Here is a 22,634-nt window from a genome sequence, read left to right on the forward strand (position 1 = left end):
CCGACGCATCCGAACGACGACGCGCCTGGGGCACCGCCGGCGTCGTCGCCATCATCGCCCTGATCGCCTGGAACTTCCTGTACTTCTATCCGATCCTCGCCGGTGAGACCATCGGTCGAAGCGCTTGGCTGGACCGCCTGTGGTTCAGCACCTGGATCTGAACCGGGGAAGTGGTCGCTTCGACCGAGACGGGGCAGCGGCAGCAGCAGGGCAGCGCCCCGGCCGGCAACGCCGGGGCGGGGCAGGGCGGGATCAGCCGTTGCCGGCCTCCCGCGCCACCCGCTCCAGTCGGCTCCGGTGGTTCTCCCACCACGTGCGATCTCCCGGTGGCAGGCCGTTGTTGTCTTTCAGACGCCCGACGGTTCCGTCGATGAGCTCGCGCACGATGTCGGCGTGGCCGGCATGCCGCTGGGTATCGGAGATCACCCGGACCAGGATGTGATGCAGCGTCACCGCCCGCCGCTCCTCGGGCCACCACGGGACATGACCGATCGCGTCGAGCGCCAGCGTCGCGATCGTACGGTCGGAGTGTTGCCACGCCCGGTGGTACAAGCCGACGATTTCCTCGCGCGACTCGTCGGCGGTGGCCCACATGTCCGCGTTGGGTTCCGCGTCCTCCGTGTACCACCAGGGCGGCGGCTCCGCGTCGAAGAACGGTCGCCCGAACGTGTCGCCGAAGTAACCCAGTTCCACGCCGGCGACATGTTTGATCAGGCCGAGCAGGTTCGTGCCGGTCCCGGTCAGCGGGCGGCGGATGTCGTAGTCCGAAAGCCCGTCGAGCTTCCACACCAGGGCGTCACGCCCGTCCTGGAGGTAACGCAGCAGGTCCGCTTTCGGGTTCGGTTCGATCATGTCGACCACTCTTCCACCCGGCACCGACAGCCGGGCTCGCACACCCGGCCGCCGGCCGGGAAATCACCGGGCTCGCAGGCATGCCCTCCCGAGGCGTCCCGCCCCGATCCTCCCGCCGTCAGGCGGCCGTTCCGCCCGCGTTGTGGATCAGCCGTCGGAGCACCTTCAGCGCGGTGACGTAGTCCGCATCGTCGATGCCCTCGTGCAGGACGGCGCGGATCGCCGGGGCGTTGCGGGAGAAGTCGACACGGGCCCGCTCCCCCTCCTCGGTCAGCCACAACCGGTCCTCGGTGTCCCGGGTCAGCCAACCACGCCCCACGAGCACCTCGGCCTCCGCCGCCAGATCGTCCTCGGGCCGGATGTACAAGGTCATCGCCTCCTGCAGCTCGGGCACCGTCATCCCACCGCCGTCGGGGGAGATGTCGTTCGCCGACAGGTTGCGCAGCAACCAGAACTGGGGCTGGGTGTAACCCTTTTCGACCTGCCGGGCCCGGATGTACGCGATGAGCGCCTCATAGGCGACACCCGTCCAGTAGGCGGCGGGCTGTCCGGCGAGTTCGGCGTCGGAGATCTGCTCGGTCGTCATGGGAAGTTCCTCACTCGGTCGGTCGGCGGAGCCCGTTCACCGTTCGGCGCGGGTCATGCCGAAACCATAGAACTTGAAGTCAACTTGAAGTCAAGGAGGTGATCCTCCGGACACCACCCCCACGAACAGCCGCCGCACGACGCCGAGTCGGCCTCGGCGCGGCACCGCCTCGACGTCAAAACCCGGCTCGCATCCGACGCCGCGCCCGGCGCAGCCGCGCCCGCCCCACACACCCACCGCCCACCGCCCACCCCACCGGAGGCCGCCCCCGGAAATCGTTGTCCCGCCCGCCCCGTCACCCCACCGAGCCACCGCAACCCGCCCACCGCCGATCTAAGTTGTTGCTCGAAACATAATCCCTCCACCCACCCCACTCACCCCGCCCACCAGCACCCATGCCTTCCCGCCATCCGAACCCGGGCCATCCCACCCGTACTTCGCGATCCCGGGCCCCGACACCCCTTCCCTCTCCGAACAACCGGTTTTTGGTTCGCCTACGTTTCCCAACCGTTACCGAAGTCGGCATTCATCGGGGGTTCCAGGGTCTGGCGGACGCCCGATCCGGCTATTACGTTGTCGCCCACAACATTTAAGGCGCGGCCGCCTTCCCTTGTTGACCGTGCCGACCGCTTTACCCGTCCGTCCTGCGCAGCTCCGCACGCCGCACCATCCCGCGACGCCTCCACGTCTCCCGCCGGCCCCCACCGGCGCGTGCCCGAAGGGATCCACCATGCGCAAGAGGTTCCTCGTGTCCGTCTCCGCCTGCGCCGTACTGGCCGCCGGCACCCTCTCCGCCTGCTCGGACGACTCCGGCACCGGCTCGTCCGGCGCCACGAACGGCGGTGGCAAGAAGGCGAAGATCGGCGTGATCCTGCCCGACAGCAAGACGTCGGGCCGGTGGGAGACCAACGACCGCAAGTACCTCACCGACGCGTTCAAGGCCGCCGGCGTCGACTACGACATCCAGAACGCGCAGGGCGACAAGTCCCAGTTCCAGACCCTCGCCGACCAGATGATCACCAACGGCGCGACCGTCCTGATCATCGTCAACCTGGACAGCGGCACCGGAAAGGCCGTGCTGGACAAGGCCAAGTCCCAGGGCGTCGCGACCATCGACTACGACCGACTGACCCTGGGCGGCAGCGCGCAGTACTACGTCAGCTTCGACAACGTGAAGGTCGGCACGCTGATGGGCCAGGGCATCGAGAAGTGCCTGTCCGCCGCGAAGGCGCAAAAGCCCACCGTCGCGATGCTCAACGGCTCGGCCACCGACAACAACGCGACGCTGCTCAAGCAGGGCTACGACGCGGTACTCAAGCCGAAGTTCGACTCCGGCGAGTACGTCAAGGGCCCGGACCAGGCCGTCCCGGACTGGAACAACACCGAGGGCGCCAACATGTTCGAGCAGATGCTCACCCAGTCGCCGAACATCTCCGGCGTCGTGGCAGCCAACGACGGCCTGGGCAACGCCGCGATCTCGATCCTGAAGAAGCAGAAGCTCAACGGCAAGGTCCCGGTCACCGGGCAGGACGCGGAGACCACCGCGTTGCAGAACATCCTGGTCGGCGACCAGTGCATGACCGTCTACAAGGCGATCAAGAAGGAGGCCGACGCGGTCTCCGGACTGGCCGTCGCGCTCGCCAAGGGCCAGAAGCCGGCCGTGCCCGCCACCGTCCGCGACCCCGAGGGCAAGCGCGACGTGCCGTCCGTACTGCTGGAGCCGCTGGCCATCTACAAGGAGAACGTCAAGGACGTGGTCGCCGACGGGTACGTCACCAAGGACACCCTGTGCACCGGCGCCTACGCCGCCAAGTGCACCGAGTTCGGCATCAACTAGCCGCCCAGACGCCGCAGTTGCGCCGGAACCGCACCCACGAGGCCGGTTCCGGCCGGCGCGTACCCTGCCGCCACCCCCACGCGAGGAGCCCGCACCGTGGCCCTGTCCCCCACCCCCGCCCCGCCGCCCGCGTCCGATCCCGTGCTCGAACTGCGCGGCATCAACAAGAGCTTCGGCGCCGTGCACGTCCTGCGCGACGTGGACCTGTCCGTCTACGAGGGCCAGGTGACCGCGCTCGTCGGCGACAACGGCGCGGGCAAGTCGACCCTGGTCAAGTGCATCGGCGGCATCCACACCGCCGACTCCGGCGAGTACTTCTTCGACGGTGCGCCGGTCACCGTCAACAGCCCGCGCGACGCGTCCGACCTGGGTGTCGAGATCGTGTACCAGGACCTCGCGCTGTGCGACAACCTCGACATCGTGCAGAACATGTTCCTCGGCCGCGAACGCCGGCGCGGCTGGGTGCTGGACGAGGACAGCATGGAACAGATCGCCGAGGAGACCCTGGCCGGCCTGTCCGTACGCACCGTCTCCTCGATCCGCCAACGCGTCTCCAGCCTCTCCGGCGGCCAGCGCCAGACGGTCGCGATCGCCAAGGCGGTGTTGTGGAACAGCAAGGTCGTGGTGCTCGACGAACCCACCGCGGCGCTCGGCGTCTCGCAGACCGCGCAGGTGCTCGAACTGGTGCGCCGGCTCGCCGACAACGGCCTGGCCGTCGTACTCATCTCGCACAACATGAACGACGTGTTCGCGGTCGCCGACCGGATCGCCGTGCTCTACCTGGGCCGCACCGCCGCACAGGTCAGCACCAGCGAGATCACCCATTCCCAGATCGTCGAACTCATCACGTCGGGGCAGACCGAGGCACTCGGTCCCGGCGCGGGTCGAAACGGAGTGAACCGATGACGAGCAGCGTCCTGCCTCTCGCCGACAAGAGCGAGTCCGATGCGCCCGAGTCGCCGGTGGTCACGCACGTCAAGGACTACCTCGCCCGACTGCGCGGCGGCGACACCGGCGCGATGCCCGCCGTGCTCGGCCTGGTGGTGCTGTGCACCGTCTTCGCGATCATGCGCCCGCGGTTCCTGAGCGCGGGCAACTTCGCCAACCTGTTCACCCAGGGCGCCGCGGTCACCGTGATCGCGATGGGGTTGATCTTCGTCCTGGTGCTGGGCGAGATCGACCTGTCCGCGGGCTTCGCCAGCGGGGTGTGCGCGGCGGTGCTGGCGGTGTTGCTGACCGAACACGGCTGGCCCTGGTATCTGGGCGTACTCGCCGCCCTGGTCGTCGGCATGGTGATCGGGCTGCTGCTCGGGGTCCTGGTGGCCAAGGTCGGCATCCCCTCCTTCGTGGTCACCCTCGGCGCGTTCCTGGCCTTCCAGGGCGTGTCGCTGCTCCTGGTCAAGGGCGGCACCAACGTGCCGGTGCGCGACTCGACCATCCTGGCCATCTCCAACCGCAACCTCGCCCCGATCGTCGGCTGGCTGCTGGCCGCCGCCACCGTGGGCGGCTACGCGGCGCTGCAACTGCGCCGCAACCGCAACCGGTCGCGGCGCGGGCTGAGCGCCGAACCGATCGCGATCACCGGGATCCGGGTCGGCACGCTGGCGATCCTGGTCGGCCTCGCGGTGTACGTGCTCAACCAGGAGCGCAGCCGCAACGTGGTGATCTCCTCGCTGCGCGGCGTGCCGATCGTGGTGCCGGTCCTGGTGGTGCTGCTCCTGCTGGGCACCTTCGTACTGCGCCGCACGCCGTACGGGCTGAGCCTGTACGCGGTCGGCGGCAACCGCGAGGCGGCCCGCCGGGCCGGGATCAACGTGGACCGGGTGCGGATCTCGGCCTTCGTGATCTGTTCCACGATGGCCGCCATCGGCGGCATCGTCGCCGCCTCGCGAGCCAACTCGGTGGACTCCAACACCGGTGGCAGCAATGTGCTGTTGTATGCGGTGGGCGCCGCGGTGATCGGCGGCACCAGCTTGTTCGGCGGCAAGGGTCGGGTGTTGGACGCGGTGCTCGGCGGCGCCGTGGTCGCGGTGATCGACAACGGCATGGGGCTCATGGGGTACAGCGCGGGCGTCAAGTACGTTGTGACCGGCGTCGTGCTGCTCCTCGCCGCCGGGGTCGACGCCCTGTCACGGCGGCGGGCCGAAGCCGCCGGGCTGCGGTGACGCCGCCCTCCCCCTCGATCGACGCCACGGATGAGAAAGGCAGGGTCCGCAGTCCGATGCGCGCAGCGCCCACCCAGGAGGACATCCGCAGGCAGAACCTGGGGGCGCTGCTTCGCCACGTGCACGTACTCGGCCCCACCTCGCGGGCCCGGTTGACCGCGGGCATGGGCCTCAACCGCAGCACCATCGGCGCGCTCACCGCCGACCTGGCGGCGGCCGGCCTGGTCGTGGAGGAGGCCCCGCGGGACACCTCCGGCGGCGGGCGGGGCCGGCCCTCGCTCGTGGTCCGGGCGCAGTCGCAGCGGGTGTACGTGTACGCCTTCACGATCGGCGTGGACCGGGTGGTCGCGGCCCGGGTCGGGCTCGGCGGGGTGATCCTGGATCGCCGCGAAATCCAACGCCCCGGCAGCGGGTTCTCGCCCAAGGAGGTGGCCGAGGCACTCGGCGGGTTCGTCGCGCAGATGCGGCTGAGCGCGCCCCGCGACGGCGTGTGCGTGGGCGCCGGGGTCGCGGTGTGCGCGATGGTGCGCGGGTCGGACGGCACGATCCCCGAGGGGCACACCCCGGATTGGCGCGACGAGCCGCTGGGCGAGCGGTTGTCGACCGCGATCGGCACGGTGGTCATGGTCGGCAACGACGCCGACCTGGGCGTGGTCGCCGAGCACACCCGGGGCGCGGCGGTGGGCTGCGACGACGTGATCTACCTACACGGCGACGTGTGCATCGGCGGCGGCATCCTCTCCGCCGGGCGACCGGTGACCGGCGGCGACGGCTACGCGGGCGAGGTCGGGCACATGGTGGTCAACCCGGACGGCCGGCCGTGTCGGTGCGGGTCGCGCGGATGCTGGGAGACCGAGATCGGCGAGTTCGCGCTCACCCGCGGCACCGCCAAGCACGCGATCGGCGGTCTGGCCGACTCGGCGGCGCGCGGCGATCAGGACGCGGAGGAGGGGCTGCGTCGGGTCGGGGACTGGCTCGGGCTCGGCGTGGCCAACCTGGTCAACATCCTCAACCCGCAGATGGTGGTGTTCGGCGGGACGTTGCGCGAGGTGTATCTGGCCACCGCCGCCCAGGTGCGCAGTCGGCTCAACCGCACCTCGCTGGCGGTCACCCGCGAACACCTCAAACTGCGCACGGCCGCGCTCGGCGACGACGCCCCGCTGTACGGCGCCGCCGAGTTGGCCTTCGCCCGGCTGTTGGACAACCCGTTGGAACCCGGGGTGGAACCGGTGGGTTGAGCGGGCCCGGCCCGCCTCCCGGCGCGCACGACGCAGCGCGATGGGGGCGCGCGGGTGCGCGATCGGGTGGACTCGGCCGTCCGGGTCGGCCGGATGGGTGAGTGGTCGGGCCGATCGGCGCGGCGTTGCGTGTTTCATGGACCGCGTCGGCCGCCGCGTTCGGCAGGTGCATCGCGCCCGAGCACCTGCCGAACGGGGCGGCCGACGCATCGAAGGGGGCAACCACATGTCGACGAGCACCCTCCGGGGCCGCGTCGCCCTCGTCGCCGGCGCCACCCGAGGTGCCGGGCGCGGGGTCGCGGTGCAACTCGGCGCGGCGGGCGCGACCGTGTACGTGAGTGGGCGCAGCACCCGCGAGCGGCGCTCGGAGTACAACCGGCCGGAGACCATCGAGGAGACCGCCGAGTTGGTCACCGCGGCGGGCGGACGGGGCATCGCGGTGCCCACGGACCATCTGGATTCGGACCGGGTACGGGCCCTGGTCGCCCGGATCGAGGCCGAGCAGGGTCGGCTGGACGTGCTCGTCAACGACATCTGGGGCGGCGAGAAGTTGTTCGCGTGGGACACCCCGGTGTGGGAGCACGACCTGGACGACGGATTGCGCCTGCTGCGGCTCGCGGTGGACACGCACGCGATCACCAACCACCACGCGTTGCCCCTGTTGTTGCGTACGCCCGGCGGCCTGGTGGTGGAGATGACCGACGGCACCGAGGAGTACAACCGGGACAACTACCGGGTGTCCTTCTTCTACGACCTGGCCAAGTCGGCGGTGTTGCGGATGGCCTTCGCGCTCGGCCACGAACTGGGTCCGCGCGGCGCCACCGCCGTCGCGCTGACTCCCGGGTGGCTGCGCTCGGAGATGATGCTCGACAACTACGGGGTGACCGAGCGGAATTGGCGGGAGGCGACGCGGATCCAACCGCACTTCGGCATCTCCGAATCCCCCGCCTACGTCGGCCGGGCCGTGGTGGCGCTGGCGGCCGATCCCGAAGTGGCCCGCTGGAACGGCCGATCCCTGTCCAGTGGACAACTCGCGGGCGTGTACGGCTTCACCGACCTGGACGGCAGCCGACCCGACGCGTGGCGCTACCTGGTCGAGGTCCAGGACCCGGGCCTGCCCGCCGACCAGACCGGCTACCGCTGACCCGCATCGGCGCGACCGGCCCGGCGATACCCCCGGCCTCGAACGCCGACTCGCCCGACTCGGGCGGTGGCGTGGCATCGGCCCGCCTGCACCCACGGCGGCTCACGGGTGTGGGCCCGCGACACCGATGCGGTGCAGCGGGCCCACGTCTGCGCGGGGATGTCAGCGCCGGGACTCCAACTCGTCCTCGACGTCGTCGATGTTCCGTCGACCCGACCGGCGGGCCTCTTCCGCGCGCTGCCGCAGCCGCTCCTGTTCGCTCGCCCCGTCCTGCCGGGGCCGTACCCCGTCCGCCCGCTGCCGCAGCCGCTCCTGCTCGCCGGCCCCGTTCAGCCTGGGCTGCGCCGCGTCCGCGCGCTGCCGCAGCCGCTCCTGCTCGCTCGCCCCGTCCTGCCGCGGCTGCGCCTTCTGCTTGGTCTGCCGGGCCTTCGCCTGAATCTCGTCCTTGATGCCCATGAGGGAACTCCGTTCCGAGGGGGGATGGGTTCCCGGCCACGATGGCACGGCGGCGGGCAGGACACCTCGCGGTACGTGTCGATCGGGTGACGCCCCGTGTGGCGTCGAGTGGCGCCCCTGCCCTCCGGGCGGGCCCGGCGTGTCGACCGGGGCCGGGGCGCCCGCGCTACCGCGTGCCCGCCTCCGGGGCGATCGCCGCCAGGTCGTCGACGGTGCCGGACATGATGGTCCGTACGTGTCGGGTGATGTGTTCGATGGGCCAGTCCCACCAGGCCAGTTCGAGCAGGCGGGCGATGTCCTCCGGGCTGTGTCGGGGGCGGATCGGGCGGGCCGGATTGCCGCCGACGATCGTGTAGTCCGGGACGTCGTCCACCACGACCGCGCCGGACGCGATGATCGCGCCGTGGCCGATCCGGACGCCGGGCATCACGGTGGACCGATAGCCGAACCACACGTCGTGGCCGACCACCGTGTCGCCACGCCCCGGCAAGCCGGCGATCAGGTCGAAGTGTTCGGCCCAGGATCCGCCCATGATCGGGAACGGGAACGTCGAGGGCCCGTCCATCCGGTGGTTGGCACCGTTCATGATGAACCGCACGCCCTCGCCCAACGCGCAGAACCGGCCGATCACCAGCCGCTCCGGGCCGTAGTGGTAGAGCACGTTGCGGGTCTCGAACGCGGTCGGATCGTCCGGGTCGTCGTAGTAGGAGAATTCGCCGACCTCGATCAGCGGCGAGGTCACCAACGGCTTGAGCAGGACCACGCGCGGCTGCTCGGGCATCGGGTGCAGCACCGTGGGGTCGGCGGGCGGCAGGGCATTCACAGGTGCGTACTCCAGGAATCTCGGCGGCATTTCACCGGTTCGCCGGCGTCACGAACCCGGTGGTCCGCTGCGCCGGATCGCATCGCCTCGGCTATTCGTAGCGGTACTTGATCGACTCCTCCTCCGCCCGCCGGATGTCGTCGATGGTCAGCCCCGGCATCCGCAACTGGGCCAGCGTCACCTCGGCCGAACTCGGCTGCGCGTCGGCGGGCAGCCAGCCCTCGGGCTTCCAGGCCGAGCTGCGCAGCAGGGCCTTGGGGCAGTGCGGGTAGACCTCGTCCAGCTCCACCACGAGCGCGCTCACCGGCGGCTTGCCCACGGCGGTCAGTTGCGCCAACAACTCGGGTCGCGCGGACACGCACGCGCGGCCGTTCGCGCGCAGCGTCGTGGTCCGGCCGGGGATCACGAACAACAGCCCGACCCGGCCCGTCTCCAGCACGTTGCGCAACGTGTCCAGGCGCTTGTTGCCGGTGGCGTCCGGGATGACCAGCGTGCGATCGTCCAGCACGGTGACGAAGCCGGCCGGCCCGCCGCGCGGGGTCACGTCGCAGCGGCCCCGAGCGTCCACACTGGCCACGAAGACCAGCGACGCACAGCCGACCAGGGCCCGGGTCTGCTCGGTGAGCCGGTCCATCTCCTTGGCGGCCGCCGCCGCGCCGGGTTGCTCGTACAGTTCGCCCAGGCCCGTGAGATCGGTTATCGCGTCCGCGCGCAGCGCGTCGAACAGGCCGGGGTCGAGGGGGTCGTCGATATCGCCGACGTTGCCCGTACCGCCGTTTTCCGTGCTCGTCATGACGCCACCCTAGGAGACGGCATGATCGCCACCGCGGCGCAGTCCCACGAGTCGTAGGGTCGAGGCATGCGCGACGACCTCGACCTCACCGTGTCCGTGCCGGCCGACGTGCGCCGGGTGGTCTCGCTCGTCCCCTCGCTCACCGAGGCGGTCGCGGCGACTGCGCCCGGTCTGCTGGTCGGTGCCACCGACTGGTGCTCGCACCCCGCCGACCTGGACGTGGTCCGGGTCCGCGGCACCAAGAATCCGGACCCGGACACGATCCGCGCGCTCGCCCCGGACCTGGTGCTGGCCAACGAGGAGGAGAATCGCGCGGTCGACCTGGCCGCCCTGCGCGCCGCCGGAATCGCCGTGTGGGTGACCCGGGTTCGTGGTCTGGACGAGGCGTTCACGGCGCTGGAGCGCATGCTCGTGCTCGGTTGCCGGCTGCCCGCCCCGCCGTGGCTCGACCGGTGCCGGGCCGCGTGGACCGCGTTGCCGCCGGCCCGGCCGAGACGGGCGATCATCCCGGTGTGGCGGCGGCCGTGGATGGCGGCGGGTCGGGACACCTTCGCCGCCGACGTCCTCTCCCGCTTCGGCGTCGAGAACGTGCTCGGCACCCACGCGGAGCGCTGGCCCAAGCTCTCCCTGGACGAACTCCTGGCCACCGAGCCGGACTTGGTGGTCCTCCCGGACGAGCCCTACGCGTTCACCGCCGAGGACGGCCCCGAGGCGTTCCCGGGCATCGCGACCGCCCTCGTCAGCGGACGCCACCTCACCTGGTACGGCCCGTCGCTGGCCGAGGCCCCCGCCCTGCTGGCCGCGCAACTGGCCCGCTGACCGGGGCAGTCGCCGAGGGTGGCGGCGATCCGGGAGGGCGCCGGTCAGAGACCGATCTGGTACAGCACGAAGCCCCGATTCAGCCCCACCCGGTCGTAGAGCCGACGGGCGGTGGTGTTGTCCTGGTGCGTCGACCAGTACACCCGCGAGCACTCCCGTTCGCGGGCCCAGTCGGCCACCGCGGCGATCAGTGCCCCGGCCACGCCCCGACCCCGGGCCTCCGGCGCGGTGAACAGGTCCTGGAGGTAGCACACGTCGGGCGTCGTGGTGCTGGCATGGACCAGGAAGTGGGTGATGCCGACCAGTCGGCCGTCCACCTTCGCGCCCAACGCGTGCATCCGGGTGTCCTCCTGGAACGCGGTCCACGCCCGGTCGAACAACTCCGGGGCCAGGGTACGCTCGTAGAAGGTGTTGTAGCCCTCGAACAGAAGCTGCCAGTCCGCCCGGTCCGCCGGTGTGAGCCTGCCGATGTCGACCACGTGCCGCCTCCTTGGATGAGCCGAAAGCCGCACCCTATCCGGGCGTTCGCCCGCGCCGACGGCTCGACCCACACGCCCCCGAACGCACCGCGGCCCGCAGGCGGGTGGGCCTGCGGGCCGGGGCGGCGGCCGAGGCCGCTCGTCGGGTCGTGCGTCGCCGCGTCAGCGCAGTCGAAGCGCCGTGCGCAGCGTGGTGAACAGCTCCGTCTGGTCGGTGACGCCCAGCACCCGGAACGCCTGCGGGCCCTGCGCCGCGATCCTTACCTCGGTGCCGGTGTGCTCCTGCGACTTGCCGGGGGTGTTGGTCGAGTAGTTGACCTTCAACTGCCCACCCTCGTTGGTGACCAGCGTCGAGGACAGGCCCGGCGGGGTGGCCTCCAGCGGCACGATCTGGCTGGTGTGGCCGTGGTCCGCGGTGGTCACCACGAGCGTGTCGGGGTGCTTGGCCGCGTACTCGCGGGCCAGCTTGACCGCCTGGTCGAACGCGACGGTCTCGCCGATCTGGCCGCACGGATCGGCGGCGTGGTCCTGCTTGTCGATCGAGGCACCCTCGACCTGGAGGAAGAAGCCCTTGTCGCGGTCGTGACCGCGGCCGGACTGCCTGGCTTCCAACAGCTCCAGCGCCTTGGTGGTGGACTGCACCAGGCTCGGCGTGCCGGCGGGCCGCGCCGGGTTGGCGGTCACGCAGCGCTGCGGCTCGGTACCGCCCACGGCAGCCGCCTTGCCGGTCCACTCGACCGGCACGTTGACCGGCGCGAACAGGCCGAGTACCGGCTTGCCGGCCTTGGCGGCCTTGAGCGAGTCGGCGTCGGTGACCACCTGGTAGCCCTGGGCCTGGGCCTGCTGGGTGACCGTCTTCCCCGCGAACGGGCCCTGCGTGATCGTCTGGTCGAAGCGCGCCTTGCCGCCGCCCAGGAGCACGTCCACCTTGTGCGCGACGCTTTGCTCGGCGATCGAACCGGGGCCGCCGGCGCCGATCGTGTCGGTGGGGCACTTGGCCATGTCCGCCGGACCCGCGCAGCTTCGGTCCGTGGCGTGCGCGGCCAGCACCGCCGGGGTCGCGTCGGTCAGCTCCGCCGTGGTGACACTGCCGGTGGCGTAGCCGTTGCGCTGGGCCAGTTCCAGGATGGTCGGTATGGCCCGGTCGGTGTCCGGGGTCTTGGAAATGCGCCCGTTGACCGTCTTGCGGCCGGTCGCCCACCCGGTGCCGCTCGCGGCCGAGTCGGTGACGTAGTCGGGGCGGTTCTCCTTGTCCACCGCGTACGTCGTGTACGCGCCGGTCAGCGGGAAGCGGTCCATGTTCAGCCGGCCGGCCGCGCCGACCGAGTAGTTCCGCGCCAGGGTGATCTCGGAGTCGCCCATGCCGTCACCGATGAGCAGGATGACGTTCCTGGCCGGCCCGTCCTTGATCGCGTGCCGTGCTTGATCCGCCTGACCGAACGCCGACGCCGCGCCGGGTACGGCGACGCCGACGGCCAGGACGGCGGCCGCACCCCACACGAGATGACGGCGGGACAAACGCAGATCCGGCATTTCTCCTCCTTCTGGGTCGACGCCTTGCCGACGGAGCAGAGTTCATCAGCCCTGCGCGAACCAGGGGGCGAAGAACGGATGACGTGTCGTGTACGACCGGATGTCCGTTCAACACCCGCGCAGATGCCGAAAAACGCCTCGAATCACCACGCCGATGATCGCCGATGGTAACGGACTCGCCACCGTCCGCCGCCCATTCGGCGCCCGTCGCCGTCCTCGGCCGCCCGACGTCGACGTCAGTCGAGTTCGCGCGGGCCGTACAGGGCGGCCTCCGCGCCGGTGGCCAGCGCCCAGTAGCGGTCGCCGTAGGACCAGTGCCACCACTCGGTGGGGTAGTTGACCAGACCGGCGGCGGTCAGCGCGGCGCCCAGCACGTCGCGGTTGGCCCGCGCGGTGGCGGTGATGTTCGCGGCGCCGGTGTAGCACGCACCGTCGCTCTGCTCGGGGCTGGCGTTCATCGGGGTGCCGAGGTCGAGTTCGCGCCCGTCCGGGTCCACCAGGGTCAGGTCGACCGCCGCCCCGGCGCTGTGCGGGGCGATCTCGGGCGGCGAGACGTAGCGGCTGGCCGCGACGTGGACGCGGTCGGCGGACCAGTCGGGGTTGGCGGCGCGCAGCTCGGCCGCATACTCCTCGAAGTAGTGCCGTTGCAGGGACGGTTTCCGATACCCCTCGACGAACAGCAGTCGCAGCCCGTGCGGCAGCGCCGTCTGGGCCTTGATCAACCGGTCGAGCACGCCCACGCGCAGAAACGAGAACGCCGCGCTGCCTTCCGCCTCGCGCAGGTCCACCGGCAGCGAGCCGTCCGCACGGACGTCCACGAGAGCCTCGGCACAGTCGCGCACCGGGATGGCCGCCACGCGCGGATCGCTCATCAGAATAATCTGGTTCATGCGGTGATCATCTCGCGTCGGGCCCACCGCACTTGCGCGCCCCACCCGTGCCCGGGATCGGCGACGCGACGGCCGAGGAAGGGTTGACTTCAAGTCGGCTTGAAGTTCGATAGTGGTCCCCGTACCCGGCGCTCGCGGACCGTCCGGCCCGCCACCGCCCACCGTCGAACTCGGGAGACACCGTCATGCGCGCGATCCGACTGCACACCTTCGGTCCGGCCGAAAACCTCCGCCTGGAGGAGGTCGCCGACCCGGTGCCCGCCGAGGGGCAGGTACGCATCGACGTTCGGGTGAGCGGCGTGCACCTGATCGAGGCCCGACTCCGGCGCGGGATCGCGGTCGGCCCGCATCGACCGCCGCCGTTGCCGATCACACCCGGTGCCGAAGTGGCCGGTGTGGTGGGGGCGGTCGGCCCCGGGGTGGCCGCGGACTGGCTGGGCCGCCGGGTCGTCGCCCAGGTGGGTGAGGGCGGGTACGCCGAACAGGCGCTCGCCGACGTGGGCGCGCTGTACCCGCTGTCCGAGGAATTGGCCGACGAGGTCGCGGTGGCGGCGATCACCACCGGTGCCACGGCGCAGGGCATCCTCGGCGTGGCCGGGTTGACCGAGCGGGACGTGGTGCTGGTGATGGCCGCCGCCGGCGGCCTGGGCAGCCTGTTCGTGCAGGCCGGGCGGGCCGCGGGCGCGCTGGTGGTGGGGGTCGCGGGCGGCCGGGCGAAGGTGGATCGGGTGCGGACGCTGGGCGCCGATGTCGCGGTGGACTACCGCGTGCCGAACTGGCCCGAGCGGGTGCGCGAGGCCCTGGCCGGGCACGAGGTCGGCGTCGTCCTGGACGGCGTCGGCGGTGCCTTGGGCCGGCAGGCGCTGGAACTGCTCGGGCCCGGCGGGCGGTTCCTGATGTACGGGTGGGCGTCCGGCGAGCCGACCGAGATCGGCACCCGCGACCTGGTCGAGCGGCAACTGAGCGCGACCTGGGCGATCGGCCCGAACATGGTGCCGCCGGGCGGTCGGCGCGCGTTGATCACCCGGGCGCTGGACGAGGCGGCCTCGGGTCGGCTGGTCCCGACCATCACCCGCTTCCCGCTGGCCCGGGCGGCGGACGCGCATGCCGCGCTGGAGAATCGCACGGCGGAGGGGAAGGTGGTGTTGACCGTGTAGCCGGGGCGAAACGCGGCCTGGTCCGCCCGCTCGGCCTCCGGCACCCGGCCCCTGGGCCTGCCCGGCCGTTGCGAGTGGGGAGCGGCGGGTGGACGGGACGGTGGTCCGGGCGTCGATTTCTCGGGTGCGGTCCGGCCCGGCGGCCGTGCGACCGGGGGGTGAAAACGGGCACAATGGTGATATGTCCAATGTTGCGCAAGGCGATATTTCCTGGCTCGGGCCCGGGCTCGCGTCCAGGCTTGCGAGGGGCGACGTCGGGAACGTCCGCGACGACGACGGCACCGTGACGGGGTCGGCGTCGGCGGACCACCCCGTCGGGCGTGAACTCCCCTCGCGGTGGCGGTTGGACTGGGTGACCGGCCCGTGGGCGGCGGCCGACCGTCCCATCGTGTCGGCGGGTGCGTACCCGACCGCTGTCGGCGACCCGGATGCCGTGCCGAGGGTGCGAGCGCTGGTGCCCGAGCAGCCGATCGGCGCGCCGCTGGTCGGACACGACGGGCGGGTGGGCGCGGTGACCACGGCGCGGGTCGGCGGCCGTACGGTCGTGGTCGCGGGCACCGCCGGGTGGGGTGCGACGGTGCGCGTGTTCGACCTCGACGGTGGGCACCAGTTGTGCCGCCCCCTGGTCGGCCGGACCGCGTGGGTGGGCGCGGCCCGGGCCGTGGTGGCGGGCCGCCCGGTCGCGGTGACCGGCGACGCGGCCGGCGTCCGGGTGTGGGATCCGGCCACCGGCCTGCCGGTCGGCGAACCGCTGACCGACGCGGTGTGGGCGGTGGCGACGGCCGTCCTGGACGGGCGCCCGGTCGTGGTGGCCGGCGCGGACGCGGTACGGGTGTTCGACCTGACCACCGGGGCCGAACTCGGCGCACCCCTGACCGGGCACACCGGCGCGGTCACGGGGGTGGCCACGGCCGTCGTGCGGGACCGCCCGGTCGCGGTGACCGGCGGCCGGGACGCGGCGCGGGTGTGGGACCTGGCCACGCGCGAGCCGATCGGCGAACCCCTCGCCGGCCGGGCCTCCGCGGTGGCCACCGGACTGCTCGACGGTCGGCCGGTCGCGGCGATCGGCGGCTCCACCGGCGCCACCGACGAGCGCGGCACGGTCCGCGTGTGGGACCTGGCCGCCCGCGCCCCGCTCGGCCCCTGCCTGCTCTTCCCGCTGCCCGTGGACGCCCTGACCGTGGCCCCCGGCAACCGCCTGGTGACCGCCTTCGGCCGCGAACTCGCCACCCTGCACCACACCTGATCCCCCGGCGGCGACGTGGACCGCGACGGGGCCGTGCCACCGGCTCGGCAGCCGCCGCGGGCCGGTCGGTCACCGGATCCGCAACACCAGCTTTCCGGTGTTCGCGCCGGAGAACAGTCGCAACAACGTCTGGGGAAACGCGGTCACATCGCCCTCGACGACGTCCTCGCGCGAGCGCAACCGACCGTCCGCGAGCCACCCGGCCAGTTCGGCACTCGCCTCGGCGTAGCGATCGGCGTAGTCGAACACCACCATCCCGGTCATCGACGCCCGATTCACCAGCAGGGAAAGGTAGTTGGCCGGCCCCGGAGCGGGTTCGGTGTTGTTGTACTGCGAGATGGCGCCGCAGATCACCACCCGGGCGCCCCGGGCCAACCGGGCGAGCGCCGCGTCCAGGATCTCGCCGCCGACGTTGTCGAAGTAGACGTCCACGCCGTCCGGGCAATGCTTGCGCAGCGCCGCCCCGACGTCCTCGTTCCGATAGTCGATGGCCGCGTCGAAGCCGAACTCCTCGACCAGGACCCGGCATTTGTCCGGGCCGCCCGCGATGCCGACGGTACGGCAACCCTTGAGCGCGGCGAGTTGCCCGACCACGCTGCCCACCGCGCCGGCCGCGCCGGACACCAGCACGGTCTGTCCCGGCTGCGGGTCGCCGATGTCGAACAGCCCGAAGTACGCGGTCAGTCCGGTGACGCCCAGGGCGCCCAGGTAGGTCGACAACGGCGCCACCTGCGGATCCACCCGGCGCAGCCCCTGCCCGTCCGAGTCGGCGTATTCCTGCACGCCGAACGGACCGTACACATGCTCGCCGACGGCGAAGTCCGGATGCCGGGAGGCGAGCACCCGGCCGATCGCGCCGGCTCGCATCACCTCGCCGATCCGCACCGGCGGGATGTACGAACGCACGTCGTTCATCCATCCGCGCATCGCCGGATCGAGCGAGATGTGCGAGACCTCCACCAGCAGCCGGCCGTCCGCCGGTTCGCCCACCGGTTCCGTGACCAGCTCCCAGTCGGTGGGCTTGGGCAGGCCGAACGGGCGTGCGGCCAGCCGGATCTGTCGGTTGCTCAGGTCGGCGGGCAGCGGCTCGCCGGCGGCCATCGTCATTCGGAACGCAACTCCTTCTTGATGATCTTGCCGGATAGGCCCTTGGGCAGTTCGTCCAGGATGCGTACCACGCGCGGGTACTTGTACGCGGCCATGCGTTCGCGGCAGAACGCGATGATCTCCTCCGGCTCGGCCGCCCGGCCGGGACGCAGGGCCACCACCGCGACCACCTCCTCGCCGAGCCGCTCGTCCGCCTTGCCGATCACCGCGGCCTCGGCGATCGCCGGGTGCGTGTACAGCACTTCCTCCACCTCGCGCGGATACACGTTGTAGCCGCCCCGGATCACCAGATCCTTCTTGCGGTCCACGACGAACAGGAAGCCGTCCTCGTCCAGGTACCCGAGGTCGCCGGTGTGGAACCAGCCGTTGCGGAACGCCTCGGTGGTGGCCTCGGGGTTGTCGCGGTAGCGGGTGATGATGTTGTGCCCGCGCAGCAGGATCTCGCCCACGTGCTCGGCGCCGGGCGGCAGCGGCAGGTCGTCCGGGTCCCCGATCCGCAGTTCGACGCCCCAGATCGGCTTGCCCACCGACAACACCCGCCGGTCGTCGACGCTGCGATTGAACGTCGCGGTACTCGCGCTCTCGGAGAGGCCGTAGCCCTCCAGGATCACTATGTCGAACTCCTTCTCGAACTCGCGGATCACCTCGCCGGGCATCGACGCCCCGCCCGAACTGCCCACCCGCAGCCTGGACAGATCCCGCCCGGTGCGGTCGGCGGCCAGCAGCGCGACATACATCGTGGGCACGCCCACGATCACGCTCACCCGGTCGCGGACCATCTGGTCCAGCACCTCCTGCGCCTCGAAGCGCAGCACCAGGGAGACCGTTCCGCCGTAGCGCACACACACGTTCAGCACACTGGACAGGCCGTAGACGTGAAAGAACGGCAGCGCGCCGAGCGAGACGTCGCCGGGCAGCACGTCGAACAGGTCGCCCGAGGTGGTGCAGTTCAAGTAGAGCTGGAAGTGCGTCAGTTCGGCGCCCTTGGGACGGCCGGTGGTGCCGCTCGTGTACAGCAGGACCGCGGTGTCGTCGCCGGCCGTCGGCTCGATGTCGCCCCGGATCGACTCGGCCCGATCCGGCGGGCCGTCCGGCAGCAGCAGGCCGAACGCGTGGGTGTCCTGCGGCACCGGGCCGTCCTCGGCCAGGGTGACGATGTGGACGGTGGTGCCGGGTACGGCTGCCGCGGCGCCCTGGGCCTCGGCGGCGAACACGTCGAAGGCGATCAGCGTCCGGGCGCCGGAGTCGGTGAGGTGGAACTCGATCTCGGTCGCCTTGAGCAGCGGGCTCAGCGGCATCACCGTGACGCCGGCCTTGAGCGCGCCGAAGTAGGCCACCACGAACTCGGGCACGTTGGGCAGGCAGATCGCCACCACGTCGTCGCGACCGAGCCCGCTCGCCCGCAACCCTCGGGCGAACCGGGTGCTGAGGTCGTCGAGTTCGCGGTAGGTGATCGGCCTGCCCTGGTAGATCAGACATGCCGTGTCGGGGGTCGCGAGGCGGGACTCGCGCAGCATGACGGCGAGGTTGAAGCTCACTCGTGATCCTTACCTGGTCGAGGTGCCGGGGTGGCCGGCCGTCGGGGAACGGCGGCCCGGGGACAAGCAGGAAACAACGTTCCGGGGACGAGCGGGAAACGGGTGTTCAGGGAACGAGCAGGGAGAGGGTGTCCGCGACGCACGCGGGCTTGGCGACGCCCTCGATCTCGACGGTGTGCCGCACCGTCAACCGCACACCCTGCGCGGTCTCCGCCACGTCGATCAGCACGGCGTGGTCGCGCACGCGGGCGCCGGCCGGGACCGGCGCGGGGAAACGCACCTTGTCCGAGCCGTAGTTGACGCCCATCCGCACTCCGCGCACGGTGAACAGGTCGGCGGACAACACCGGGATCAGCGACAGGGTCAGGTAGCCGTGCGCGATGGTGGTGCCGAACGGCCCGGCCTTGGCCCGCTCGACGTCCACGTGGATCCACTGGTGGTCCCCGGTGGCCTGGGCGAACGTGTCGATCCGGTCCTGGTCGACGGTCAACCAGGCGCTGGTGCCCAGCGGTTCGCCCCGGGCGGCGAACACCTCGGGGATGGTCTCGAAGACGCGCATGATGCTCCTTCGTGGTGGCGTCGGCGGGATCCGGGGGCGGGTGCGCCGCCCCCGGGCCGGGTCAGGCGGGCAGGTCGACCAACCGGGCGAGGATCGTGCGGTGCCGGTCGGGGGTGCCGAACGCGAGCGCGTCGGCCTTGGCGCGCTTGAGGTAGAGGTGCGGGTGGTGTTCCCAGGTGAAGCCGATGCCGCCGTGCAGTTGCACGCATTCCTCCGCGGCCCGGACGGCGATCTCCGAGCAGTGCGCCTGCGCGACGGCGACGGCGATCGCGCTGTCCGGGTCGTCGGCGGCCACACAGGCCGCAGCGTGCCGGGCCACCGCGCGGGCCTGGGTGATCGACACCCACAGCGCGGCCAGCCGATGCTTGGGCCCCTGGAACGAGCCGACCGGGCGGCCGAACTGTTGCCGGGTCTTCAGGTAGGCGACGGTGCTCTCCAGGCAGTGTTCGGCGAGGCCGAGCTGCTCGGACGCCAACAGCGCGGCGCCGGTGGTGAGCGCCGTCGCGTACGCCGCCGCGGCCCGCTCGCCGCGAGCCAGCACGGTGCCGATCGCGCCGGTGAACACCAGGTCGGTCAGCGGCCGGGTCAGGTCGAGCGAGACCACCGGGCGTCGTTCCACGCCGGCCTGCTCGGCCTCGACCGCGTAGAGCACCGGCCCGTGCGCGGTATCGGCCGGGACGACGAGCACGTCGGCGCCGCCGGCGTCCACGACCGAGGTCGTGGTGCCGGTCAGCACGTTCGCGTCGGCCCGCACCGGGTACGGGAGTTCCGCACCGGGCACGGCGGCGAAGGAGACCGCCAGGGTCGCGCTGCGCCGGCCGCCGGCCAGGTCGGCGAGCAACGCGTCGGCAGGCACCGCCCGCAGCGCCGCGGTCGCCAACACCGCGCTGCCCAGGAACGGGGTCGGCGCGACCGAGCGGCCCAACTCCTCCATGACCACCGCGGCTTCCCGCCAGGAGGCGCCGCTGCCGCCGTGCGCCTCGTCGATCGCGAGCCCGGCGACGCCGATCTGCTCGGTCAACACGCGCCACAACTTCGGGTCGTACGGCTCGTTCGTCTCGATCCGCGCGAGCAGCGCGGTCAGCGTCACCCGCTCGGTGAGCAGATCCCGGACGGCGGAGCGCAGTTCGTTCTCGTCCTCGGTGTAGAGGAGGTGCTCGGTGACGCTCATCGGGGCAGGTCCTTCCACGCGGTGTCCTTGTCCACCCGAGGTTCCGCGGGCAGACCCAGGACGCGCTCGGCGATCACATTGAGCAGGATCTCCGAGGTGCCGCCCTCGATCGAGTTGCCCTTGGCGCGCAGGTAGCGGTAGCCGGGCGAGCGGGTGGTGAAGTCCACCGACGCGGGGCGGCGCATGGTCCACTCGTCGTGGCGCAGGCCCTCCTCGGCCAACAGGTCCAGTTCCAGGCCGGAGATGTCCTGGTTGAGCCGGGCGAAGGCGAGCTTGGCCGCCGAGCCCTCGGGGCCGGGTTCGCCCGCCGCCGACTGCAAACGCAGCCGCTCGCCGGTGAGTCGGGCCGCCTCGGCCTCCACCCACAGCCGCAACAGCCGGTCGTGCAGCCCGGCGCCGCGCAGTTCCGGGCGGGTGCGCCAGGTGTCGGCGACGATGCCGATCATGCCGCCCTCGCGCGGTCCGGCCGCGCCGCCGATGGCCACCCGTTCGTTCATCAGCGTGGTGCGCGCCACGCTCCACCCGTCGCCGACCTCGCCCAGCCGGTGCGCGTCGGGGATGCGCACGCCGGTCAGGAAGACCTCGTTGAACTCGGCTTCGCCGGTGGCCTGGCGCAGCGGACGCACCTCGACGCCGGGCGCGCTCATGTCGCAGACGAAGTAGGTCATCCCCTGGTGCTTGGGCAGTTCGGGGTGGGTTCGGGTGATCAGGATGGCCCAGCGCGCCTCGTGCGCCATCGACGTCCACACCTTCTGGCCGTCCACCACCCACTCGTCGCCGTCCCGGATCGCGCGGGTGCCCAGCGCGGCCAGGTCGGAGCCGGCCCCGGGCTCGCTGAACAGCTGGCACCACACCTCCTCGCCGGTCCACAACGGCCGCAACCAGCGCGCGCGTTGCTCCTCGGTGCCGTACGCGAGCACGGTCGGCGCGGCCATGCCCAGCCCGATGCCGATCCGCCCCGGGTCGTTGCTCGGCGCACCGGCGGCGACGAACCGCGCGTCCACGGCGGCCTGCAAGGCTCGCGGCGCGTCCAGCCCACCCAGCCCGACCGGGTGGTGCACCCAGGCCAGTCCGGCGTCGAAGCGCGCCCGCAAATAGCCGAGCGCGTCGTCGGTGTCCGGGTGAGCTTCGATGAACTCGCCCACCCTCGCGTCCAGTTCGGCCGCCGTCAGCACAGCGGGCCGCCGGCCACGTAGATGACCTGGCCGGACACGAAGCCCGCGCCCTCGCTCGTCAGGAACGCGATGGTGTGCGCGATGTCCTCCGGCCGGCCGACCCGGCGGACCGGAATCTGCTCGGCCGCGGCCTGCTGGAAGGCCTCGAACTCCATACCGACCCGGGCCGCGGTGGCGGCGGTCATGTCGGTGACGATGAACCCGGGTGCCACCGCGTTCGCGGTCACGCCGAACCTGCCCAGCTCGAAGGCCAGCGTCTTGGTGAAGCCCTGGAGTCCGGCCTTGGCCGCCGAGTAGTTCGCCTGGCCGCGGTTGCCCAGCGCGGACGAACTGGAGAGGTTGACGATCCGGCCCCAGCCGGCCGCGGTCATGTGCGCCTGGACCGCACGGCTCATCAGGAACGCGCCGCGCAGGTGTACGTCGATGACCGTGTCCCAGTCGCCGTCGGACATCTTGAACAGCAGGTTGTCGCGGATCACGCCCGCGTTGTTGACGAGCACGGTCGGCGCGCCGAGCGTGTCGGCCACGCGCGCGACGGCGGCGTCCACCTGCTCGCCGACGGTGACGTCCGCGCCGACGGCGAGCGCGTTGCCGCCGGCCGCGACGATCGCGGCCACGGTGTCGGCGCAGGCGGCCTCGTCCAGGTCGAGCACGGCCACGGCCATGCCCTCGGCGGCGAGCCGGCGCGCGGTGGCGGCACCGATGCCGCGCGCGGCGCCGGTCACCACGGCCACTCGCGGTGTGGTCGCGGGCGCGGGGGTTGTCTCGGTCATGGGTGCTGGATCCTCCGGGTCGTCACTGGTCACGAGGTCGGCCGGCGAATACCGCGCCCCACCGTCCGAGGAGCCGACCCGCGCGTCCGATCGACGAAGTGCCGACCGGTCGGTATGTGCATTGCGGCGGAAGCGGCGGAGCGGGATTCTTACTGTGCCTGTCACGGTACCGACCGGTCGGTATCAAGGCTAGAGCGCAACGCGAACTCGTTCGAGTGGTCGCGGCGGGACCGGGGCTACCGCCGCGAGCGAAACGGTGCGGAACCGGGCGGAAGGCTCACAGAACGGCTGCG

Annotated in this window: 22 protein-coding genes; 8 read left to right on the plus strand and 14 right to left on the minus strand. The window is 71.8% G+C overall.

All coding sequences use genetic code 11. The annotated features are described in order from the left end of the window. Positions 1 to 252: 252 nt before the first annotated feature. Together ABZ374_RS40325 and ABZ374_RS40330 are read right to left on the minus strand one after the other, a co-directional pair. Positions 253 to 852, minus strand: a complete 600-nt coding sequence (locus tag ABZ374_RS40325; RefSeq protein WP_360321783.1) for a DinB family protein — start codon at positions 850 to 852, stop codon at positions 253 to 255. A 118-nt stretch (positions 853 to 970) separates the two neighbouring features. After that, complete coding sequence (locus ABZ374_RS40330; RefSeq protein ID WP_360321786.1) at positions 971 to 1,438, minus strand: MarR family winged helix-turn-helix transcriptional regulator; 468 nt, start codon at positions 1,436 to 1,438, stop codon at positions 971 to 973. A gap of 730 nt (positions 1,439 to 2,168) precedes the next feature. Here ABZ374_RS40330 and ABZ374_RS40335 point away from each other — a divergent pair. From ABZ374_RS40335 to ABZ374_RS40355, 5 genes are all read left to right on the plus strand, one after another. Further along, on the plus strand, positions 2,169 to 3,275 hold the full coding sequence (locus tag ABZ374_RS40335) for a substrate-binding domain-containing protein (protein WP_360321789.1): 1,107 nt from the start codon (positions 2,169 to 2,171) through the stop codon (positions 3,273 to 3,275). Positions 3,276 to 3,371: 96 nt separating this feature from the next. Continuing rightward, on the plus strand, positions 3,372 to 4,181 hold the full coding sequence (locus ABZ374_RS40340; protein ID WP_360321792.1) for an ATP-binding cassette domain-containing protein: 810 nt from the start codon (positions 3,372 to 3,374) through the stop codon (positions 4,179 to 4,181). Further along, complete coding sequence (locus ABZ374_RS40345; RefSeq protein ID WP_360321795.1) at positions 4,178 to 5,440, plus strand: ABC transporter permease; 1,263 nt, start codon at positions 4,178 to 4,180, stop codon at positions 5,438 to 5,440. Before ABZ374_RS40340 ends, ABZ374_RS40345 begins: the two co-directional genes overlap by 4 nt. A 56-nt stretch (positions 5,441 to 5,496) precedes the next feature. Further along, positions 5,497 to 6,678 (plus strand): ROK family protein, encoded by a 1,182-nt coding sequence (locus ABZ374_RS40350; protein WP_360321798.1) that lies wholly within the window; start codon positions 5,497 to 5,499, stop codon positions 6,676 to 6,678. A gap of 226 nt (positions 6,679 to 6,904) precedes the next feature. Further along, a complete protein-coding gene (locus ABZ374_RS40355; protein ID WP_360321801.1) occupies positions 6,905 to 7,822 on the plus strand; it encodes an SDR family oxidoreductase in 918 nt (305 codons plus the stop codon). Positions 7,823 to 7,984: 162 nt separating this feature from the next. Here ABZ374_RS40355 and ABZ374_RS40360 read toward each other — a convergent pair whose 3' ends face one another. The 3 genes from ABZ374_RS40360 to ABZ374_RS40370 form a co-directional block, all read right to left on the minus strand. Then, complete coding sequence (locus tag ABZ374_RS40360) at positions 7,985 to 8,278, minus strand: hypothetical protein (protein ID WP_360321804.1); 294 nt, start codon at positions 8,276 to 8,278, stop codon at positions 7,985 to 7,987. 166 nt (positions 8,279 to 8,444) lie between these two features. Continuing rightward, on the minus strand, positions 8,445 to 9,131 hold the full coding sequence (locus ABZ374_RS40365; protein ID WP_360321807.1) for a CatB-related O-acetyltransferase: 687 nt from the start codon (positions 9,129 to 9,131) through the stop codon (positions 8,445 to 8,447). A 61-nt stretch (positions 9,132 to 9,192) separates the two neighbouring features. After that, the gene (locus ABZ374_RS40370) at positions 9,193 to 9,894 is read right to left on the minus strand and encodes an MSMEG_1061 family FMN-dependent PPOX-type flavoprotein (protein WP_360321810.1); all 702 of its coding nucleotides are present in this window, start codon (positions 9,892 to 9,894) and stop codon (positions 9,193 to 9,195) included. Between the two features lie 66 nt (positions 9,895 to 9,960). Here ABZ374_RS40370 and ABZ374_RS40375 point away from each other — a divergent pair, with 66 nt between their 5' ends. Continuing rightward, a complete protein-coding gene (locus ABZ374_RS40375; RefSeq protein ID WP_360321813.1) occupies positions 9,961 to 10,713 on the plus strand; it encodes a helical backbone metal receptor in 753 nt (250 codons plus the stop codon). Positions 10,714 to 10,757: 44 nt separating this feature from the next. Here ABZ374_RS40375 and ABZ374_RS40380 read toward each other — a convergent pair whose 3' ends face one another. The 3 genes from ABZ374_RS40380 to ABZ374_RS40390 all read right to left on the minus strand — a co-directional run bounded on the left by ABZ374_RS40380 (position 10,758) and on the right by ABZ374_RS40390 (position 13,615). Then, positions 10,758 to 11,192: a GNAT family N-acetyltransferase gene (locus tag ABZ374_RS40380; protein WP_360321816.1), complete on the minus strand. Its 435-nt coding sequence runs from the start codon at positions 11,190 to 11,192 to the stop codon at positions 10,758 to 10,760. 162 nt (positions 11,193 to 11,354) lie between these two features. Further along, a complete protein-coding gene (locus tag ABZ374_RS40385) occupies positions 11,355 to 12,725 on the minus strand; it encodes an alkaline phosphatase (protein ID WP_360321819.1) in 1,371 nt (456 codons plus the stop codon). Positions 12,726 to 12,961: 236 nt separating this feature from the next. Beyond that, positions 12,962 to 13,615, minus strand: a complete 654-nt coding sequence (locus tag ABZ374_RS40390) for a M15 family metallopeptidase (RefSeq protein WP_360321822.1) — start codon at positions 13,613 to 13,615, stop codon at positions 12,962 to 12,964. Positions 13,616 to 13,800: 185 nt separating this feature from the next. Here ABZ374_RS40390 and ABZ374_RS40395 point away from each other — a divergent pair, with 185 nt between their 5' ends. Next, on the plus strand, positions 13,801 to 14,772 hold the full coding sequence (locus ABZ374_RS40395; protein WP_360321825.1) for a zinc-binding dehydrogenase: 972 nt from the start codon (positions 13,801 to 13,803) through the stop codon (positions 14,770 to 14,772). Positions 14,773 to 14,953: 181 nt separating this feature from the next. After that, positions 14,954 to 16,018 (plus strand): hypothetical protein, encoded by a 1,065-nt coding sequence (locus ABZ374_RS40400; protein ID WP_360321828.1) that lies wholly within the window; start codon positions 14,954 to 14,956, stop codon positions 16,016 to 16,018. Between the two features lie 69 nt (positions 16,019 to 16,087). On the opposite strand, the gene ABZ374_RS40405 is transcribed toward ABZ374_RS40400, so the two are convergent. The 6 genes from ABZ374_RS40405 to fabG all read right to left on the minus strand — a co-directional run bounded on the left by ABZ374_RS40405 (position 16,088) and on the right by fabG (position 22,341). After that, positions 16,088 to 17,125 carry an NADP-dependent oxidoreductase gene (locus ABZ374_RS40405; RefSeq protein WP_360321831.1) on the minus strand — a complete coding sequence of 346 codons (1,038 nt, stop codon included), beginning with the start codon at positions 17,123 to 17,125 and terminating at the stop codon, positions 16,088 to 16,090. Next, entirely contained in the window at positions 17,122 to 18,663 is a 1,542-nt protein-coding gene (locus tag ABZ374_RS40410; protein ID WP_360321834.1) for a long-chain fatty acid--CoA ligase, read from the minus strand. Before ABZ374_RS40410 ends, ABZ374_RS40405 begins: the two co-directional genes overlap by 4 nt. 106 nt (positions 18,664 to 18,769) lie before the next feature. Further along, positions 18,770 to 19,222 (minus strand): MaoC family dehydratase, encoded by a 453-nt coding sequence (locus ABZ374_RS40415; protein ID WP_360321837.1) that lies wholly within the window; start codon positions 19,220 to 19,222, stop codon positions 18,770 to 18,772. A 61-nt stretch (positions 19,223 to 19,283) separates the two neighbouring features. After that, positions 19,284 to 20,393, minus strand: a complete 1,110-nt coding sequence (locus ABZ374_RS40420) for an acyl-CoA dehydrogenase family protein (protein WP_360321840.1) — start codon at positions 20,391 to 20,393, stop codon at positions 19,284 to 19,286. Continuing rightward, entirely contained in the window at positions 20,390 to 21,538 is a 1,149-nt protein-coding gene (locus ABZ374_RS40425) for an acyl-CoA dehydrogenase family protein (protein WP_360321843.1), read from the minus strand. Before ABZ374_RS40425 ends, ABZ374_RS40420 begins: the two co-directional genes overlap by 4 nt. 23 nt (positions 21,539 to 21,561) lie before the next feature. Then, positions 21,562 to 22,341: a 3-oxoacyl-ACP reductase FabG gene (fabG, locus tag ABZ374_RS40430; RefSeq protein WP_360321846.1), complete on the minus strand. Its 780-nt coding sequence runs from the start codon at positions 22,339 to 22,341 to the stop codon at positions 21,562 to 21,564. Positions 22,342 to 22,634: the final 293 nt, after the last annotated feature.

Origin of the sequence: Embleya sp. NPDC005971, from assembly GCF_040629175.1 — a bacterium.
GTDB lineage: Bacteria > Actinomycetota > Actinomycetes > Streptomycetales > Streptomycetaceae > Embleya.